The following is a 16,841-nucleotide window of genomic DNA, read 5'->3' as shown; positions in this document are numbered from 1 at the left end:
CGAAGGGCCGGCCCGTCGCCCGGGCCGGCCCTTCGTCGTGCACCTCAGCCGAAGTGCTCCGGCAGCGTCGCGGTGTGCGTCGCGCGCAGTTCCTCCAGCGGCACCGAGAACCGGCCCTGCACGTCGAGCAGGCCGGGTTCGTCGTCGGTCACGCCGATGCGCAGGTGCGCCAGGCCGCGGGCGGTGCACATGTCGGTGAACCGCACCTCCTCCTCGCGGGGAACCGCCACGATCGCCCGGCCGGCGGACTCGGAGAACAACGCGGTGAACGCGTCGATCCCGTCCCGTTCGAGGAGCTCGTCCAGCCACACCCGCGCGCCGACGCCGTAGCGCAGCACCGATTCGACGAGCGCCTGGGCGAGGCCACCGTCGGACAGGTCGTGCGCGGCGTCGACCAGGCCGTCGCGCGAGCACTGCACGAGGACGTCGGCCAGCAGCTTCTCGTGGGCCAGGTCCAGGACCGGCGGCAGACCCCCGAGGTGACCGTGCTCGGCCCACGCCCACTCCGAACCACCGAGTTCGTCGCGGGTGGTGCCGAGCAGGTAGATGTTCTGCCCGGCGTCCTTCCAGCCCGACGGCGTCCGGCGACGGACGTCGTCGAGGACACCGAGGACACCGATGACCGGCGTCGGCAGGATCGCCGAGTCCAGCCCGTTGTCACCGGTCTGGTTGTACAGCGACACGTTGCCGCCCGTGACGGGAACCCCGAGCTCCTCGCAGGCCAGAGCCAGACCCTGGACGGCCTCGGCGAACTGCCACATGACCCCGGAGTCCTCGGGGGACCCGAAGTTCAGGCAGTCGGTGACCGCCAGCGGCTTCGCCCCGGCCGCGGCGACGTTGCGGTAGGCCTCGGCCAGCGCCAGCGCCGCCCCGGTGCGCGGGTCGAGCCGGGCGAACCGGCCGTTGCCGTCCAGGCTGAGCGCGACACCGAGGTTGGTCTCCTCGTCGACGCGGACCACGCCGGCGTCGTCGGGGGTCGCCAGCGCCGTGCCGCCCAGGACGTACCGGTCGTACTGGTCGGTGACCCAGGCGCGCGAGGACAGGTTCGGCGAGCCGACCATCCGCAGCAGCGTCGCGCGCAGTTCCTCGTCGGAGGACGGGCGCGGCAGCGAGTCCGGAGTGTTCGCCTGCAGGGCGTCCTGCGAGGCGGGACGCTCGTAGGGGCGCTGGTAGACCGGGCCGTCGTGGGCGACGGTGCGCGGCGGGACGTCGACGACGGTCTCGCCGTGCCACTGCACGACGAGATGCTCGCCGTCGGTGACCTCACCGAGGACCGCGGCCTCGACGTCCCACTTGGCGGTGACCGCCAGGAACGCCTCGACGTTGGCCGGGGTGACGACGGCCATCATCCGTTCCTGCGACTCGCTCATGAGGATCTCCTCGGGCGAGAGCGAGGGGTCGCGCAGCGGGACGCGGTCGAGGTGGATCAGCATGCCGCCGTCACCGGCGGAGGCCAGTTCGCTCGTGGCGCAGGACAACCCGGCGCCGCCGAGGTCCTGGATGCCCTCGACCAGACCGGCGTGGAACAGCTCCAGGCAGCACTCGATGAGCACCTTCTCCTGGAAGGGGTCGCCGACCTGGACGGCCGGCCGCTTGGAGGGGCCGGTCGCGTCGAACGTCTCGCTGGCCAGCACCGAGACACCGCCGATGCCGTCGCCGCCGGTGCGGGCGCCGAACAGCACGACGAGGTTGCCGACGCCGCGGGCGTTGGCCAGGTGCAGGTCCTCGTGCTTCAACGCCCCCACGCACAGCGCGTTGACGAGCGGGTTGCCCTGGTAGGTCGGGTCGAAGACGACCTCGCCGCCGATGTTCGGCAGGCCGATGCAGTTGCCGTACCCGCCGACGCCGGACACGACGCCCGGCACGACGCGGGCGGTGTCGGGGTGGTCGATCGCCCCGAACCGCAGCGAGTCCATGACCGCGATCGGCCGCGCGCCCATGGCCATGATGTCGCGGATGATCCCGCCGACACCGGTGGCCGCACCCTGGTAGGGCTCGATGTAGCTGGGGTGGTTGTGGGACTCGACCTTGAAGGTCACGGCCCAGCCCTGGCCGATGTCGACGACGCCGGCGTTCTCGCCGATGCCCACCATCAAGGACTTCTTCATGTCCTCGGTGATGTGGTCGCCGAAGGTGCGCAGGTGCACCTTGGAGCTCTTGTAGGAGCAGTGCTCGCTCCACATGACCGAGTACATGGCCAGTTCCGCGCCCGTGGGGCGACGGTCCAGGATCTCGCGGATCCGGTCGTACTCGTCGGCCTTCAGCCCCAGTTCGGACCACGGCTGCGGGTGGTCCGGCGTCGCGGCGGCGCGGGTGACGGTGTCCAGGATGGAAGTGGTCGTGCTCACGCGAGCGCCTCCAGTCCGGCGGTCAGCACCGAGGTGAACAGGCCCAGCCCGTCCAGCCCCGGGCCGAAGAGCTCCTCGACGGCGTGCTCGGGGTGGGGCATGAGCCCCACGACGTTGCCGCGCTCGTTGCTGATGCCGGCGATGTCGCGCAGCGACCCGTTCGGGTTCCCGTCCAGGTATCGGAACACGACGCGGCCTTCGCCCTCGAGGCGGTCCAGCGTCGCGGTGTCGGCGACGAACCCGCCCTCGCCGTTCTTCAGCGGGATGGTGATCTCCTGCCCCGGCGTGAACGAGGAGGTCCACGCGGTGCTCGTGGACTCCACGCGCAGCCGCTGGTCGAGGCAGACGAACTTCTGGTGGTCGTTGCGGACCAGCGCCCCGGGCAGCAGGTGCGACTCGCACAGCACCTGGAAGCCGTTGCAGATGCCCAGCACCGGCAGGCCGCCCTCGGCGGCCCGGACGACCTCGGCCATCACGGGGGCGAACCGGGCGATGGCCCCGCAGCGCAGGTAGTCGCCGTAGGAGAAGCCGCCCGGCAGGACCACCGCGTCGACCCCCTTGAGGTCGGCGTCGGCGTGCCACAGGGTCACGGCCTCGCCACCGGCGAGGGTGACCGCGCGGCGGGCGTCGCCGTCGTCGAGGGAGCCGGGGAAGGTGACGACCCCGACCTTCACGCCGACGCCTCCGCCGGGTCGGCCTCGCGGACGCTGACGACGTCCTCGATCACGGGGTTGGACAGCAGGGTCTCGGCGGCCCGGCGGGCCTGCTCCAGGACCTCGGGCGTGACCTCGCCCTGGACCTCCAGCTCGAACCGCTTGCCCTGGCGGACTCCGGTGAACTGGTCGAACCCCAGGCGCGGAAGGGCGCCGACGACGGCCTTCCCCTGCGGGTCGAGGATCTCGGGTTTCGGCATGACGTCGATGACGACGCGGCCCATGCGCGGCGCTCCTTCGGGAGGGGGATCGGCGGTCTCCAGGCTACCGCCGCTCAAGACGCCTCCCGTCCGTGCCGAGGTGGAGGCGTGGGGACCGACCGCGCGCGCCGACTCCCGAGCGCCTCCGCGCTGCTCGACGCGAGCGTCTTCGTGCTCGGGCTGCTCGTGCTGGCCGGCTCGCTGCTGTGGTGGCGCGCGGACGGCGCGGAGCCCGGACTGCTGACGGCGCTGGCGATCAGCCTGCCGACCGGCTGGGTGCTGACGCGCTTCCCGCTCATGGTCACGGGTGAGACCACCGGCATCTACGTGCCGTTCGCGCCCGTGCTGCTGTTCTTCCTGCTCACCGCCCACGGACGCTCCCCCGCGACGGCGCTGCTGGCCTGGACGCTGACGGCGCTGTTCGCCTACCTGGTGGACCGCAGGTCCTGGACGAGCCGGGTGTTCAACGCGGGCTCCTCGATGCTGTCGGCCCTGCTGGCCACGGTCGTGGTGGTGGGCCTGCGACCGGCCGACCCGGTGACGCCCCAGCAGCTGCTGGCCGTCCTGGCCGGCGCCGCCGGCTACTTCCTGCTCGACAACGTGCTGTCGGCGGTCTCGGTCGCCGTCGAGCACCGCCGCGGGCTGGCCGGCGAGCTGCTGCAACCGGGCACCGCACTGGGTGGGGCGCTGTTCCTGCTGGTGGCGAGCCTGGGCTACCTGGCCGCGGCGGTCGACCTGGCGATGCCCGGCTGGGTCACCAACCTCACGGTGGTGCCGGGCGCGGCCGTGGTCGTCGCCGCCTGGGGCTGGCGCACCGCGCACCAGCGGCGCCGTCAGCAGCACGCGCTGTTCGAGGCCTCGGTGCGGGTGCACTCGGCCACGAACGAGCAGGAGCTGCTGGCGGCACTGGTCGAGCACGGGTCGGCGCTGGTCTCCGGCGGCCGGCTCACCGTGTCCGACCGGGCGCCGGGTGAGCGGGAGGTCGGCCGGGAACTGCCGGGCGGTCCCGGGGCGGGGGCACCGCGCTGGATCGTCGCGGTCACGGCCGGCAACCGGCACGCGCAGCGCTTCGACGACGCCGCCCTCGACGCCCTCGGGCTGCTGGGTGGGGCGGCCCTGGTCCGGGTGCGGCTGGCCGAGGAGGCCGGTCGGCAGGCGCTGGTGGACCCGCTGACCGGGCTGCCCAACCGACGAGCCTTCACCGCCCACCTGGACCGGGCCGTCGACCGCGACGCCGCCATCGCCGTGCTGTTCGTCGACCTCGACGGGTTCAAGGCCGTCAACGACACCCTCGGTCACGGCGCCGGTGACGAACTGCTCGCCGAGACCGCCCGCCGCCTCGTCCGCGCCGCCGGCGCCGAGGGCTTCGCCGCCCGCCTGGGCGGGGACGAGTTCGCCGTCGTCCTGCCCGACCTGTTCCCCGGCGCCGCCGACGACACGGCCGAGGCCGTCGTCGCCGCGCTGCACGAGCCGTTCCTGCTGGCCGCGGGTCCCGCCACGATCAGCGCGAGCGTCGGGATCACCGCCTCGGAGCCGGGCGACGACGCCGACACCCTGCTGTCGCGGGCCGACGCGGCGATGTACGTCGCCAAGCGCGCCGGCGGGGACGCGCACGTCCTGGCCTCCCCCGAGCTCTGAGGGGCGTACCCGGAGGGAACTCGTGCAGCTCCCGTGGAGCCGGGCCCACCGGCGGCCGGCTCCGGGCATGCTCGGAGGCGTGCGGACGGCGACACGACGCGGGGTGGTCCTGGGCGGGGCGGGGGCGGTCGTCCTCGGGGCCGCCGGTGCCCTCACGGTGGACACCCCCGTGCGCAGCGCGTTGCGCCGCGAGCTGGGCATCGGCCAGGTCGAGGCGACGGTGCCCGTGGCCGGCGGCGCCGACCCGACCTACGCGACGTTCGCCTCGGCCGCCCGGGGCCGCGACGTCACCTGGGGGTGGGCGGCCACCGGCGACCCGGCGGACCTGCCGGTGCTGCTCGTCCTGCACGGCCGGGGCACCGACGCCCACGCCGCCTTCGACCAGCTCGGGATGCACCGGTTCCTCGCCCAGCACGTGGCCGACGGGGGTTCCCCGCTCGCGGTCGTCTCGGTCGACGGTGGCGAGACCTACTGGCACCCGCGCCGCGGCGGCGACGACCCGCTGGCCATGCTGCGCACCGAACTGTTCCCCCGGCTGGCGGACACGGGCTTCGCCACCGACCGGTGGGCGGTGGCGGGCTGGTCGATGGGTGGGTTCGGGGCCCTGCTGCTGGCGCGGGAGGTCGCCGCGGGCCGGTTCGAGGTCGACGGGCGGCTGCGGGCGGCCGCGGCCGCCAGCCCGGCGCTGTTCGCTTCGGCGGGTGCCACGTCGGCAGGTGCGTTCGACGACGCGCAGGACTGGCGGAACTGGGGCGACCTCGTGAGCGGACCGGGCACCGGTGACGTCGCGTTGTCGGTCTCCTGCGGCCTGGACGACCCGTTCCGCCGGCAGACCGAGCGCTACCGCGCGGCGTGCGAGCCCGAACCCGCCGGCGGCATCGGCGACGGAGCGCACACGACGGGGTACTGGCGCAGCCTGGTCCCCGGCTGGCTGGCGTTCACCGCCGACCACGTCGGCTGAGGGGCCCCTCGCCTACCCTGCGACCGTGGCCGCGCTCCCCTTCTCCCAGGTCGACGTGTTCGCCGGCTCGCCGCTGGGCGGCAATCCCGTCGCGGTGGTGCACGACGCCGACGACCTCGACGACGCCACGCTGCGCAGCTTCGCCACCTGGACGAACCTGTCCGAGACGACGTTCCTGCTGCGCCCCACGACCCCCGAGGCCGACTACCGGGTGCGCATCCTCACCACGAGCGAGGAGTTCCCGTTCGCCGGGCACCCCACGCTCGGTTCGGCGCGCGCCTGGCTGGCCGCCGGCGGAGTTCCGCGGCGAGAGGGTGTCGTGGTGCAGGAGTGCGGGATCGGTCTCGTCGACGTCCGGATCGAGGCAGACCGGCTCGGCTTCGCCGCTCCCCCGCTGCTGCGGTCCGGGCCGCTGGAACCCGGACTGCTCGAGCGGTTGCGCCGGGGCCTCGGGCTCTGCGAGGACCAGGTCGTGGCGAGTTCCCACCTGGACAACGGCCCGGGGTGGGTGGTCGTCCGGGTTCCCGACGCGGCGACCGTGCTGGGCCTGCGCCCGGACCCGGCGGAACTGGCCGGCCTGGCCGTCGGCGTCGTCGGGAACCACCCGGCGGGTTCCGCGTGTGCCGTCGAGGTCCGCGCGCTCATCGCCTCCCCCGACGGGCGGATGCTGGAGGAGGACCCGGTCACGGGCAGCCTCAACGCGGGGATCGGGCAGTGGCTGACCGACCTGCCCGAGCAGTACACGGCGTCGCAGGGCACGGCGCTCGGCCGCACCGGGCGGGTGCGTGTCGTGCGGGAGGGCGGGCAGGTGTGGGTGGGCGGTACCGCGCAGGTCGTGCTGGCGGGAACCGCTCAGTTCTGACCGGACACGGGTTCCGCCGTCCCGCTCCCGCGCAGGATCGAGGTCATCCTCTTCCCGCGCGCCACCTCGTCGACGAGCTTGTCCATCCACCGGATCCGCTGCATCAGTGGATCCTCGATCTCCTCCACCCGGATCCCGCAGACGACGCCGGTGATCTGCGCGGCGTCCGGGTTCATCGCGGGAGCCTGCGCGAAGAACGTCTCGAGGTCGACCTCGGCCTCGATGGCCGCCTGCAGTCCCGCGGCGTCGTAGCCGGTGAGCCAGCAGACGACCTCGTCCACCTCGGCCCGGCTGCGACCCTTGCGCTCCACCTTGGCCACGTACAGCGGGTGGATGCTGGCGAAGCTCACGCCGAAGATGCGGTGCCTGGCCACGATGCCCCCTCACGACGCCTGCTCGGTCGATCCGAGGTTACCCATCCCGGCTCCGGTGCTGGACCGGTCAGGGCCGGGCCGTCAGACTGCCCGGGTGTCCGAGCCCACCCCGAGAGGCACCGCCGTGGTCGTCGGCGCCTCCAGCGAGATCGGCGGCGCCATCGCCCACCGCCTCGAGGACCTCGGCTGGTCGCTGGACGTGTGGGGTCGCGACCGGGCCGCGTTGGCTCCGCGCTTCCCCGCGGCAGCGGTCCACGAGGTCGACCTGCGCGACCGCGCGGCGGTCGAGGAGGCGCTCGCGACCTGCGCCCCGCCCCTGACCACCGTGGTCCACGCGGCCGGCGTCTTCGACTGGTGCGACGCCGAGGAGGCCGACCTCGACACCTGGGACGAGGTGTTCGACGTCAACCTCTCCTCGGCCGCCCGGTTGTCGCGTCTGGCGCTGCCGTGGCTGCTGCGGTCCGCGCCGAGTTCCCTGGTCCTCATCGGGTCGACCGCCGCCCACCAGGCGTTCCCGCACAACGCGGCCTACGTGGCCAGCAAGCACGGACTGACCGGGCTGGCCGGTGCCGTGCGCGCCGAGGTGGGCGCCCGGGGGGTGGCCGTCACGATCGTCAACCCGGGGATGGTGGCCTCGGGAGCTGCCCTGGGCAGCGACCGGGGCCGCACCCGCCCGGAGTCCCTGCTGCGACCCGGCGACGTCGCCGCAGCCGTGGCCTACGCGGTGTGCGCGCCCCCGCACGCGTGCATCAGCCGCATCGACCTCACCGCGCGCGAACCCTGACGCCCCGGGGGACGCACCGCCGCGTCCCCCGGGTACCCACGTCAGAGCAGCGTCATCGCCTCCGTCAGCGTGGCCCGCAGGATCTGCTCCATCTCCTCGAACTCCGCCGGCCCGCACGTCAGCGGCGGCGCCACCTGGATCACCGGCTCCCCCCGGTCGTCCGGACGGCAGTACAGGCCGTTGCCGAACAACGCGCGCGGCAGGAACTGCCTGATCAGCGTCTCCCGCTCGGCGGGTCCGAACGTCTCCTTCGTCGCCTTGTCCTTGACCAGTTCGACGGCCCAGAAGTACCCGTCGCCGCGGACGTCACCGACGATGTCCAGGTCCAGGAGCTTCTTCAGCGTGTTCCCGAGGGCCTGCTCGTGGTCGAGGACGTTCTGGTTCAGGCCCTCGCGTTCGAAGATGTCGAGGTTCGCCAGCGAGACCGCGGCCGAGACGGGGTGGCCGGCGAAGGTGTAGCCGTGCGGGAAGAAGTTCTTGCCCTGCAGGAACGGCTCCATGACGCGGTCGGTCGTGATCATCGCGCCGATCGGCCCGTACCCCGAGCTCATCCCCTTGGCGCAGGTGATGATGTCGGGCTGGTAGCCGAACTTCTCGCACGCGAACATCGTCCCGTGCCGGCCGAAACCGCAGATCACCTCGTCCGACACCAGCAGCACGTCGTGCCGGTCGCAGATCTCCCGCACGCGCTGGAAGTACCCCGGCGGCGGGGTGAAGCAGCCACCGGAGTTCTGCACCGGCTCCAGCACCACGGCCGCCACGGTGTCCGGGCCCTCGAAGAGGATGGCCTCCTCGATGCGGTCGGCGGCCCACTTCCCGAACGCCACCGGCCCGGTCGGCGCGCCCATCGCCTCGGCGCGGTAGATGTTCGTGTTCGGCACCCGGAAACCGCCCGGGGTCAGCGGTTCGAACGCCTGCTTCATCGCCGGCAACCCGGTGATGGCCAGCGCCCCCTGGGGAGTGCCGTGGTAGGCGATCGCCCGGGAGATCACCTTGTGCTTCATCGGCTTGCCGGTCAGCTTGAAGAACTGCTTGGCCACCTTCCACGCGCTCTCCACCGCCTCCCCGCCGCCGGTGGTGAAGAACACCCGGTTCAGGTCGCCGGGGGCGTACCCGGCCAGGCGGTCGGCCAGCGCGATCGCCGGTTCGGTCGCGTACCCCCACACGGGGAAGAACGCCAGGTCCCGCGCCTGCTCCGCCATCACGTCGGCCAGTTCGGCGCGGCCGTGCCCGACCTGCACGACGAACAGGCCGGACAGCCCGTCGAGGACCTTGTGACCCTTGTCGTCCCAGACGTACGCACCCTCGCCCTTGACGATGACCGGCGCCGGGGTGTCCTGGTAGGCGCCCATCCGGGCGAAGTGCATCCACAGGTGGTCGCGGGCCGCGGCCGTCAGGTCCGACGCCCCCGATCCCGGAACGGTCTGCTCGGTCACGGTCATGGCGAACCTCCTCGTGGTGTCCTTCCCGCCGATCCTGCCACCGGGCCGCCCCCGACGGCAGGGAGCGGCGGGAGTCAGGGCCGGGTGAGCAGTTCGCCGGCGGGTGCGGCGTCCAGGTCCAGGACCCTCCCGCGCCGCCACGTCGAGCGCACCGCGCCCCTGAGCGCCCGCCCCGCGTAGGGCGTCACCTCGTTCTTGTGCTGCAGCGCCTCGGCCTGCACGACCCACTCCTGCTCGGGGGCGAAGACGGCGAAGTCGGCCACGTTCCCGGCCGCGATCCGGCCCCGGTCGGCCAACCCGACCAGGTCCGCCGTCGCCGACGACATCCAGCCCACCACCGTGGCCAGCGGCACCCCCCGCTCACGCGCCGCGGTCCACACCACCGGCAGCCCGATCTGCAGCGAGGCGATCCCGCCCCACGCCGTGCCGAAGTCGCCCTCCTGCAGCCGCTTCAGCTCCGCGGTGCACGGGGAGTGGTCGGAGACGACGCAGTCGATCGTGCCGTCCAGCAGCCCGGCCCACAGCGCGTCCTGCTCGGCCCGGTCGCGGATCGGCGGGCAGCACTTGAACGCCGTGTCCCCGTCGGGTACCGAGTCGGCGTCCAGGGTCAGGTAGTGCGGGCACGTCTCCACCGTGATCCGCGTCCCGGCCGCCTTGGCCGCCGCGATCTCGGCCAGCCCGGCCGCCGACGACAGGTGCACCACGTGCGCGCGGGCTCCGGCGCGGGCGGCGGCCTGGGCGACCGTGCGCACGGCGATCGACTCCGCGCTGGCCGGGCGGGAGTCGACGAAGTCGGCGAACCGCGCACCACCGGAGTTCGCGTGCGCCGCGATCTCCTCGGCGTCCTCGGCGTGCGCCAGCAGCAACCCGTCGAAGCGGGCCAGCTCGGTCAGCGCAGCGTCCAGCCCGGCCGCGTCCAGCGGCGGGAACTCGGCGACGCCGGAGTCCAGCAGGAAGCACTTCACCCCGAACACCCCCGCGGAGTGCAGGGGCCGCAGCTGGTCGGCGTTGCCCGGGACCGCCCCGCCCCAGAACCCGACGTCGATCACGCACTGGCCGGCCGCGGCGGCCTTCTTGGTCGCCAGGGCGCCGGGGTCCAGCGTCGCGGGGATGCTGTTCAGCGGCATGTCCAGGATCGTGGTGATGCCGCCGGCGGCCGCGGCGCGGGTCGCGGAGGCGAAACCCTCCCACTCGGTGCGGCCCGGTTCGTTGACGTGCACGTGGGTGTCCACCAGGCCCGGCAGCAGGACCTCGTCGTCGGCCAGCACGACCTCACGTCCTGCCCGCGGCGACAGGGACCAGACGTGGTCGGACGCCTCCACGTCGACGATGCGCCCCTCGCGCACGCCCACCGAGACGGCGCGCTCCTCGCCGTCCACCACCGCACGCCCCGCGCGCAGCACCAGGTCCACCGTCACGTCCAGCCCTCCGCTCCACCGGTCCGTTGCGCCCCCAGTGTGCGGTGCCGGCTGCGACGCACCGGCGGCGCGGGTACCCGGGCCGCGGTGGCGGAGGGGCGGGCCCGCACCCTGGCCGAGAGGTTCTCGTGGTGGGTGGTCGCGACGGCCAGCAGCCGGTCGGCGTCCCCGGTCGTGAAGGCCTCGAGCATCGCGACGTGGTCGCGGTGCAGGCGCTCGGCTTCGCGGGGTTCCAGGTCGTCCATCGGCCGGTACGGCTCGGTCAGGTCCCAGATCCGCTCGAAGACGCCGAGCAGTCGCGGCATGGCCGACGGTCGGGTCAGCGCGGCGTGGAAGGCGCGGCTGTGGTGGTGGTACTCGCGTTCGTCCCCGGCCGCGGCGGCCCGCTGCAGCGCCTCGTGCGCCGCGCGCGCCGCCGCGACGTCGTCGGGGCCGCCGAGGCGCACCGCCACCCGCAGGGCCGCCAGTTCCAGGGTTCCGCGCACGTCGAACAGTTCGGCCAGTTCTCCGTCGGCGAGCAACGCGACCGTGTACCCGCGGCGGGGCTGGTGGTCGACGAGTCCCTCCCCGACGAGCGTCATGAGCGCCTCGCGCACCGGGATCCGGCTGACGTCGTGGGCAGCGGCGAGCGCGTCGACCTCGAGGGCCGAACCGGGCGGGACGACACCTTCGACGATGTCGTTGCGGATGGCGTCCAGCACCGGCCGTGCTCCTGCGCCCATCCGGTCAGCCTGCCTCTCCCCCACGCAGGGGCCACCCCCGTACGTCCTTGGCTCGTGGCGGAGCGTAGCTGCGGGCCTTCGACGTCGACAGGCCGAGGCCCACGAGCGACTCGGCGAGCCGGGCCGCGGCGGCGACGCCGTCGACGACGGGGACGTCCAGGGCGGCCGCGACCGCCTCGTGGACCCCGGCCATCCCGGCGCAGCCGAGGCAGACGACCTCGGCGCCGTCCTCCTCGACCAGCCGGCGAGCCTGCTCGACGAAGGCCTTGACGGTGACCTCGGGGTTCGCCTCGAGGTCGAGGACGGGCAGGTCGACGCTGCGGATCCCGGCGCACCGACCGGCCAGACCGGCCAGGAGCAACCGGTCGCCGATGGCCGGGGTGGTGCGGTCCAGCGACGTCACGACGCCGAAGCTGCGCCCGAGCAGGCAGGCCGTGTGCGCGGCGGCCTCGGTGATGTCGACGACGGGGACGGTCAGGACGTCCTGCAACGCCTCCCGGCCGACCTCGCCGAAACCGGCGTGCACGACGGCGTCGAACTCCCCGTCGAACCCCTGGACGGCGTCGAGCACCCCGACGGCGGACAGGTGGCTCTCGTAGTTCGACTCCACCGAGGCGGGACCGAACCGCGGGGTGAGGGCCACGATCCTGGTCGTCGCGGACACCCCGGACCTGGCGGCGGCCGCGATGACGTCGGTCACCGCCTGCGTCGTGTTGACGTTGACGACCAGGACCGTGGTCACCGGACCGCGGCCTTCGTGGGGATCGAGTTCTTCAGGGCCAGGTACAGGCCGAAGGCGAGGACCGCGCCGATGAACCAGGTGAAGCTCGCGGCGGTGGCGCCGGCGAAGACGACGACGGCGATGCCGACGAGGGCGGCGAACGCGGTGACCCCGACGGCGACGGGGTTCCAGCCGTTCGTGTAGTGGTACGCCCCCTCGGGGTCCATCGTGAACAGGTCGTCGACGTGGATCAGCTGCTTCTTGACGAGGTAGTAGTCGGCGATGAGGACGCCGTACAGCGGGCCGATGAACGCACCGAGCGTGTCCAGGGTGTAGTGGATCGTCTCGGGGCTGCTGTAGAGGTTCCACGGCGTGATGAGCACGGACCCGACGGCGGCGATCATCCCGCCGGCCCGCCAGCTGATCTTCTGCGGCGCCACGTGCGAGAAGTCGAACGCGGGCGAGACGAAGTTCGCGACGATGTTGATGCCGATCGTGGCGATGATGAAGGTGAGGCAGCCCAGGACGGCGACGGTGATGCCGTCGAGGCGGTACACCGTCTCGACCGGGTCGGTGATGAGTTCGCCGTAGACCGGGACGGTGGCCGAGGCGGTCACGACGCACAGGACGGCGAACACCAGGAAGTTCACCGGCAGGCCGAGGAAGTTCCCCTTCTTCACCGCCCCCATGGTCCGCCCGTACCGGGCGAAGTCGCCGTAGTTCAGCATGGGCCCGGAGAAGTAGGAAACGACGAGGGCGATCGCCGAGAGCATCACGCCGATCGCGCCGATCCCCGTGTGCTCCACCGACCCCAGGTTCAGCGACACGTTCGAGAACCCACCGGCCTCGGTGACCAGGTACGCGGCCAGGGCGAACATCACGACGTAGACGGCCGGGCCGCAGAAGTCGATGAACCTGCGGATGGCCTCCATGCCCCGCCAGAACACCAGGGCCTGCAGGACCCACATGACGCCGAACGCCGCCCAGCCCAGGGTGCTCAGGCCGAGGAAGCCGTGCTGGTCGACGTCGGCGTACGGCGCCAGGCCGAGGTCGACCTTCAGAGCGAGCAGGACCAGCGCGTTGGAGGCGAGGTAGGTCTGGATGCCGTACCAGGCGACGGCGATGAGCCCGCGGATGACGGCCGGGACGTTGGCCCCGAGCACCCCGAACGACACCCGCGACACCACCGGGTAGGGAACCCCGGTCACCTGGCTGGGTCTGGCCACCAGGTTGCACAGCAGGTACACCACGACGATGCCCACCACCAGGGCGATGAGCACCTGCCAGGCCGCCAGTCCCAGGGCGAACAGGCTGCCCGCCGTCACGTAGCCGCCGACGCTGTGCACGTCGGACATCCAGAAGGCGAAGAAGTTGTACGACTTCCAGTGCTGCTGCTTCAGCGGGGCGAGGTCGGAGTTCGTCAGACGGGGGTCGTACCCGTCCTTGACCAGTCCGTCACCTGCTGCGTGCGGACGGCCGGCGAGTTCCACCTCGGCCCGGGTCACCTCGGTCATGGCAGCTCCTGCGCTCTGGGGTGCCCACCACGGGGCGCACCGGGTCGGACCGGCGTGGGAGGAACGCTAGGGGCCACAGGTTTCGCGCTTGTAACCTCGCGGATATATTCCTGGGCCATGCGCGTCACGCACTACGGCCACTCGTGCCTGCTGGTGGAGACCGGTGCCGCCCGGTTCCTGCTGGACCCGGGCGTGTACAGCCACGGCTTCGAGGAGCTGGAGGACCTCGACGCGATCGTGGTGACGCACGCCCACCCCGACCACGTCGACGTCGAACGACTGGCGACGCTGCTCGAGGCCAACGACGGGGTCGCCCTGCGCGCCGAGCCCGAGACGGCGGCGTCGCTGACCGAATCGGGTCTGGGCACCGCCCCCCTGCACCCCGGCGAGTCGGTCGTCCTGGGTGGCGCCCGGATCGGGGCGGTCGGCGGCCTGCACGCCGTCATCCACGCCGACGTCCCGCGCATCGGGAACATCGGCCTGCTGGTCTCCGCCGAGGGTGAGCCGACGTTGTTCCACCCCGGTGACTCCTACGAGGCCGTCCCCGAGGGCGTGGACGTGCTCGCGGTCCCGCTGAACGCGCCGTGGGCGGCGTCGAAGGAGACGGTCGACTTCGTGCGCGCCGTCGGGGCGCCGACCGGGCTGCTCATCCACGACGGTCTGCTCGCCCCACCGGGGCGGGCCACCTACGCCGGGCACGTCCGCAACCTCGGTGGCCTCGACGTCCGGGACACCGGCGCGCCCCTGACCTTCTGAGTCCGGTCCTCACCCCAGCAGGGGACGGGGGTCGAAGACCACCCGGATCCGGTCGATGCCCCCGGGACCGACGTGCATCCGGTTCACGACGGGGAACGGTTCGACGCCCTCGAGCCGGGTCCGCATCTCGAACCAGGTGAGGACCTCCTCGCCGTCGGCCAGCATCCGGTCGACGACGACCTCCTGCAGGAACCCCTCGCGCATGCCCAGCAGCCCCGCGACGCACTCGTCGGGTCCGTGCGCGGCGCCCATCGGCCCGCGGAACGTCACGTCGGGCGCGAAGAGCGGGCGCAGCACCCCGGCGTCCTGCGCGTTCCAGCCGGCGAAGTACCTCTCGGCGTGCTCGCGCGGGGTGGTCGGTGCGGTGGTCACGGTCTTCTCCTCTCGTCGGGGACACCTCCAGCCTCACCGGGGTGCGCCCAGAAGTCCAAGACCAGTTCCTGACCTCAGCCATACGATGACGTGATGGAGCTGCGGGCGCTGGAGCACTTCGTCGCCGTCGTCGACGAGGGAGGTTTCACCCGGGCCGCCGAACGCCTGCTGGTGGCCCAGCCCGGCGTCAGCGCGCAGATCCGCAACCTCGAACGCGAACTGGGGCAGGCGCTGTTCGTGCGTCACGCACGCGGTGCGACGTTGACGGCCGCCGGGCAGGCGGCCCTCCCGCACGCCCGCGCCGCGCTGGCGGCGGCCGCCGCGGTGGCCGACGGCGTCGCCGAGCTCGCCGGCCTGCTGCGCGGCACGTTGCGCGTCGGCATGCTGTCGTCCAGCAACGGCATGGACATGCCGGAACTCCTCAGCGAGTTCCGCCGGCGAGCGCCGCACGTCGAGGTGTCCGTCACCGAGGACGACGCCGCGACCCTGCTGGCGGCCGTGCGGGCGGGCACGCTCGACGTGGCCTGGACGGCCACCGCGGACGCCCCGGTCGCCGACCTCGCCTGCCACACCGTCGCGACCGAACCGCTGTCGGCGCTCGTGGCACCCGGCCACCGCTGGGCGCGGCGGCGCACCGTGGCCCTGGCCGACCTGTGTTCCGAGCCCCTGCTCGCCGTCCCGCGCGGGGGCGGCATGCGCACCGTGCTCGACGAGGCGTGCGCCGCCCACGGTCTGCGCCCGCGCATCGATCTGGAGGCGAACTCCCCGGTGCTGCTGGCGGCGCTGGCCCGGCAGCGGCTCGGCGTCGCGGTGGTACCGGCGTCGTACGCGCCGCTGGCCGAGGGGCTGCGCGCCCTGCGGATCGTGCGGCCCGGGCTCGTCGGCCGGGTGCAGGTGGTGTGGCGGCGGGAGTTCCCCTCGCCGGCGACCCGGGCGTTCACCGCGCTGGTGCGGGCGGGCACCCCCGGCTGACGGGTGGGCCGGTGAGCGGCAGGATGGTCGCGTGCCCAGCAGCCCCGTCCTGTTCCTGATGTCGGTCGCCCCCGACGGCACGGCGTCGTTCGCGCCCGCCGACCCCACGGCCCCGCACCTGCGCGTCGACGACCTCGGCGCCACCCGTGGCGACGGCGTCTTCGAGTCGATCAACGTCGTGGACGGGGTGCCGCAGGCTCTGCGCCACCACCTGACCCGGTTCGCCCGGTCCGCCGCGATGGTCGACCTGCCCACCCCCGACGCGGCCGTCTGGGCCGACGCGGTGCGCCGGGCCGCCGCGGCCCACGAACCCCGTGCGGAACTGCTGGCGAAACTCGTCCTGACCCGCGGTGTGGAGGGCTCGGGCGTGCCCACGGGCTGGGTGCACGTGTTCCCCGCCACCGACTACTCGCGAGAGCGCGGCCAGGGCATCGACGTCCTCGTCCTCGAGCGCGCCTACCCCAGCGACGTCGTGACGCGGGCGCCGTGGTTGCTGCAGGGCGCCAAGACGTTGTCGTACGCGCTGAACATGGCCTCGTTGCGGTACGCCCGCGCGCACGGCGCCCACGACGTGGTGTTCGTGTCCAGCGACGGTGACGTGCTGGAGGGCCCGAACTCCACGGTGCTGGCCAGGTTCGCCGACCGCTGGGTCACCACCCCCCCCGAACTCGGGATCCTGGAAGGGACGACGCAGGGCCGCGCGTTCGGCTGGGCCACGGCGCGCGGTGACCGCGCCGAGGTCGACCGCCTCACCCGCGACGACCTCCTGACGGCCGACGCGTTGTGGCTGCTGTCCAGCGGCCGCCTGGCCGCCCCGATCCGCAGCCTCGACGGAACCCCGCGCCCGTGGGACGCGGGGTTGCAGGCCGAGTTGCTGCACCACCTGCTGACCGTCCACGAGTGACGGGGCGTGGCCAGGGTGGGGGGGGGGGGGGGGGGGGGGGGGGGGGGGGGGGGGGGGGGGGGGGGGGGGGGGGGGGGGGGGGGGGGGGGGGGGGGGGGGGGGGGGGGGGGGGGGGGGGGGGGGGGGGGGGGGGGGGGGGG

The 16,841-nt window shown here is 73.4% G+C and carries 17 protein-coding genes; 7 read left to right on the top strand and 10 right to left on the bottom strand.

Going from position 1 to position 16,841, the window contains the following annotated elements; translation table 11 throughout:
* Window positions 1–44: 44 nt before the first annotated feature.
* Genes purL through purS form a run of 3 tightly spaced genes read right to left on the bottom strand, consistent with a single transcriptional unit; the run spans window position 45 to window position 3,285 of the window.
* Window positions 45–2,348, bottom strand: coding sequence for a phosphoribosylformylglycinamidine synthase subunit PurL (gene purL / locus ACRYR2_RS23905; protein ID WP_432565401.1), 2,304 nt, complete (start codon window positions 2,346–2,348; stop codon window positions 45–47).
* On the bottom strand, window positions 2,345–3,022 hold the full coding sequence (gene purQ / locus ACRYR2_RS23900) for a phosphoribosylformylglycinamidine synthase subunit PurQ (RefSeq protein WP_432565400.1): 678 nt from the start codon (window positions 3,020–3,022) through the stop codon (window positions 2,345–2,347). Before purQ ends, purL begins: the two co-directional genes overlap by 4 nt.
* Window positions 3,019–3,285, bottom strand: a complete 267-nt coding sequence (gene purS / locus ACRYR2_RS23895) for a phosphoribosylformylglycinamidine synthase subunit PurS (RefSeq protein ID WP_432565399.1) — start codon at window positions 3,283–3,285, stop codon at window positions 3,019–3,021. The genes purQ and purS overlap by 4 nt, the downstream gene beginning before the upstream one ends.
* Window positions 3,286–3,369: 84 nt before the next feature.
* Here purS and ACRYR2_RS23890 point away from each other — a divergent pair, with 84 nt between their 5' ends.
* The 3 genes from ACRYR2_RS23890 to ACRYR2_RS23880 all read left to right on the top strand — a co-directional run bounded on the left by ACRYR2_RS23890 (window position 3,370) and on the right by ACRYR2_RS23880 (window position 6,722).
* The gene (locus tag ACRYR2_RS23890; protein ID WP_432565398.1) at window positions 3,370–4,899 is read left to right on the top strand and encodes a diguanylate cyclase domain-containing protein; all 1,530 of its coding nucleotides are present in this window, start codon (window positions 3,370–3,372) and stop codon (window positions 4,897–4,899) included.
* 79 nt (window positions 4,900–4,978) lie between these two features.
* Window positions 4,979–5,860, top strand: coding sequence for an alpha/beta hydrolase-fold protein (locus ACRYR2_RS23885; protein WP_432565397.1), 882 nt, complete (start codon window positions 4,979–4,981; stop codon window positions 5,858–5,860).
* A gap of 25 nt (window positions 5,861–5,885) precedes the next feature.
* The gene (locus ACRYR2_RS23880; protein ID WP_432565396.1) at window positions 5,886–6,722 is read left to right on the top strand and encodes a PhzF family phenazine biosynthesis protein; all 837 of its coding nucleotides are present in this window, start codon (window positions 5,886–5,888) and stop codon (window positions 6,720–6,722) included.
* Here the strand turns inward: ACRYR2_RS23880 and ACRYR2_RS23875 are convergent.
* Window positions 6,713–7,096, bottom strand: a complete 384-nt coding sequence (locus ACRYR2_RS23875) for a DUF2200 domain-containing protein (RefSeq protein WP_432565395.1) — start codon at window positions 7,094–7,096, stop codon at window positions 6,713–6,715. The genes ACRYR2_RS23880 and ACRYR2_RS23875 overlap by 10 nt on opposite strands.
* Window positions 7,097–7,190: 94 nt before the next feature.
* Between ACRYR2_RS23875 and ACRYR2_RS23870 the strand changes: the two genes are divergently transcribed.
* Complete coding sequence (locus ACRYR2_RS23870) at window positions 7,191–7,880, top strand: SDR family oxidoreductase (protein WP_432565394.1); 690 nt, start codon at window positions 7,191–7,193, stop codon at window positions 7,878–7,880.
* 41 nt (window positions 7,881–7,921) lie between these two features.
* Here ACRYR2_RS23870 and ACRYR2_RS23865 read toward each other — a convergent pair whose 3' ends face one another.
* The 5 genes from ACRYR2_RS23865 to ACRYR2_RS23845 form a co-directional block, all read right to left on the bottom strand.
* The gene (locus ACRYR2_RS23865; RefSeq protein WP_432565393.1) at window positions 7,922–9,322 is read right to left on the bottom strand and encodes an aspartate aminotransferase family protein; all 1,401 of its coding nucleotides are present in this window, start codon (window positions 9,320–9,322) and stop codon (window positions 7,922–7,924) included.
* Between the two features lie 74 nt (window positions 9,323–9,396).
* Window positions 9,397–10,740, bottom strand: coding sequence for an allantoinase AllB (gene allB / locus ACRYR2_RS23860; protein WP_432565392.1), 1,344 nt, complete (start codon window positions 10,738–10,740; stop codon window positions 9,397–9,399).
* Complete coding sequence (locus tag ACRYR2_RS23855) at window positions 10,737–11,462, bottom strand: GntR family transcriptional regulator (RefSeq protein ID WP_432565391.1); 726 nt, start codon at window positions 11,460–11,462, stop codon at window positions 10,737–10,739. Before ACRYR2_RS23855 ends, allB begins: the two co-directional genes overlap by 4 nt.
* Before the next feature lie 4 nt (window positions 11,463–11,466).
* Window positions 11,467–12,204 carry an aspartate/glutamate racemase family protein gene (locus ACRYR2_RS23850; protein ID WP_432565390.1) on the bottom strand — a complete coding sequence of 246 codons (738 nt, stop codon included), beginning with the start codon at window positions 12,202–12,204 and terminating at the stop codon, window positions 11,467–11,469.
* Window positions 12,201–13,697 carry an NCS1 family nucleobase:cation symporter-1 gene (locus ACRYR2_RS23845; RefSeq protein WP_432565389.1) on the bottom strand — a complete coding sequence of 499 codons (1,497 nt, stop codon included), beginning with the start codon at window positions 13,695–13,697 and terminating at the stop codon, window positions 12,201–12,203. Before ACRYR2_RS23845 ends, ACRYR2_RS23850 begins: the two co-directional genes overlap by 4 nt.
* A 117-nt stretch (window positions 13,698–13,814) precedes the next feature.
* On the opposite strand from ACRYR2_RS23845, the gene ACRYR2_RS23840 reads away from it, so the two are divergent.
* Window positions 13,815–14,453: an MBL fold metallo-hydrolase gene (locus ACRYR2_RS23840; RefSeq protein ID WP_432565388.1), complete on the top strand. Its 639-nt coding sequence runs from the start codon at window positions 13,815–13,817 to the stop codon at window positions 14,451–14,453.
* Between the two features lie 9 nt (window positions 14,454–14,462).
* Here the strand turns inward: ACRYR2_RS23840 and ACRYR2_RS23835 are convergent, their stop codons facing one another.
* Window positions 14,463–14,825, bottom strand: coding sequence for a nuclear transport factor 2 family protein (locus tag ACRYR2_RS23835; RefSeq protein ID WP_432565387.1), 363 nt, complete (start codon window positions 14,823–14,825; stop codon window positions 14,463–14,465).
* A 93-nt stretch (window positions 14,826–14,918) separates the two neighbouring features.
* Between ACRYR2_RS23835 and ACRYR2_RS23830 the strand changes: the two genes are divergently transcribed.
* The gene (locus ACRYR2_RS23830; protein WP_432565386.1) at window positions 14,919–15,797 is read left to right on the top strand and encodes a LysR family transcriptional regulator; all 879 of its coding nucleotides are present in this window, start codon (window positions 14,919–14,921) and stop codon (window positions 15,795–15,797) included.
* A 31-nt stretch (window positions 15,798–15,828) separates the two neighbouring features.
* A complete protein-coding gene (locus ACRYR2_RS23825; RefSeq protein ID WP_432565385.1) occupies window positions 15,829–16,701 on the top strand; it encodes an aminodeoxychorismate lyase in 873 nt (290 codons plus the stop codon).
* The last annotated feature ends 140 nt before the right edge of the window (window positions 16,702–16,841 follow it).

This window comes from Kineococcus deserti, from assembly GCF_050871945.1.
In the GTDB taxonomy this organism is placed as follows: domain Bacteria; phylum Actinomycetota; class Actinomycetes; order Actinomycetales; family Kineococcaceae; genus Kineococcus.
Note: the sequence above shows the minus strand (reverse complement) of the source record. Positions and strands in the feature narration are given on the sequence as shown.

Coding starts and splice junctions, on each gene's coding strand:
- ACRYR2_RS23830 (WP_432565386.1), top strand. CDS start 14,919: ATGGAGCTGCGGGCGCTGGAGCACTTCGTCGCCGTCGTCGACGAGGGA.
- ACRYR2_RS23845 (WP_432565389.1), bottom strand. CDS start 13,697: ATGACCGAGGTGACCCGGGCCGAGGTGGAACTCGCCGGCCGTCCGCAC.
- purS (WP_432565399.1), bottom strand. CDS start 3,285: ATGGGCCGCGTCGTCATCGACGTCATGCCGAAACCCGAGATCCTCGAC.
- ACRYR2_RS23865 (WP_432565393.1), bottom strand. CDS start 9,322: ATGACCGTGACCGAGCAGACCGTTCCGGGATCGGGGGCGTCGGACCTG.
- ACRYR2_RS23840 (WP_432565388.1), top strand. CDS start 13,815: ATGCGCGTCACGCACTACGGCCACTCGTGCCTGCTGGTGGAGACCGGT.
- ACRYR2_RS23855 (WP_432565391.1), bottom strand. CDS start 11,462: ATGGGCGCAGGAGCACGGCCGGTGCTGGACGCCATCCGCAACGACATC.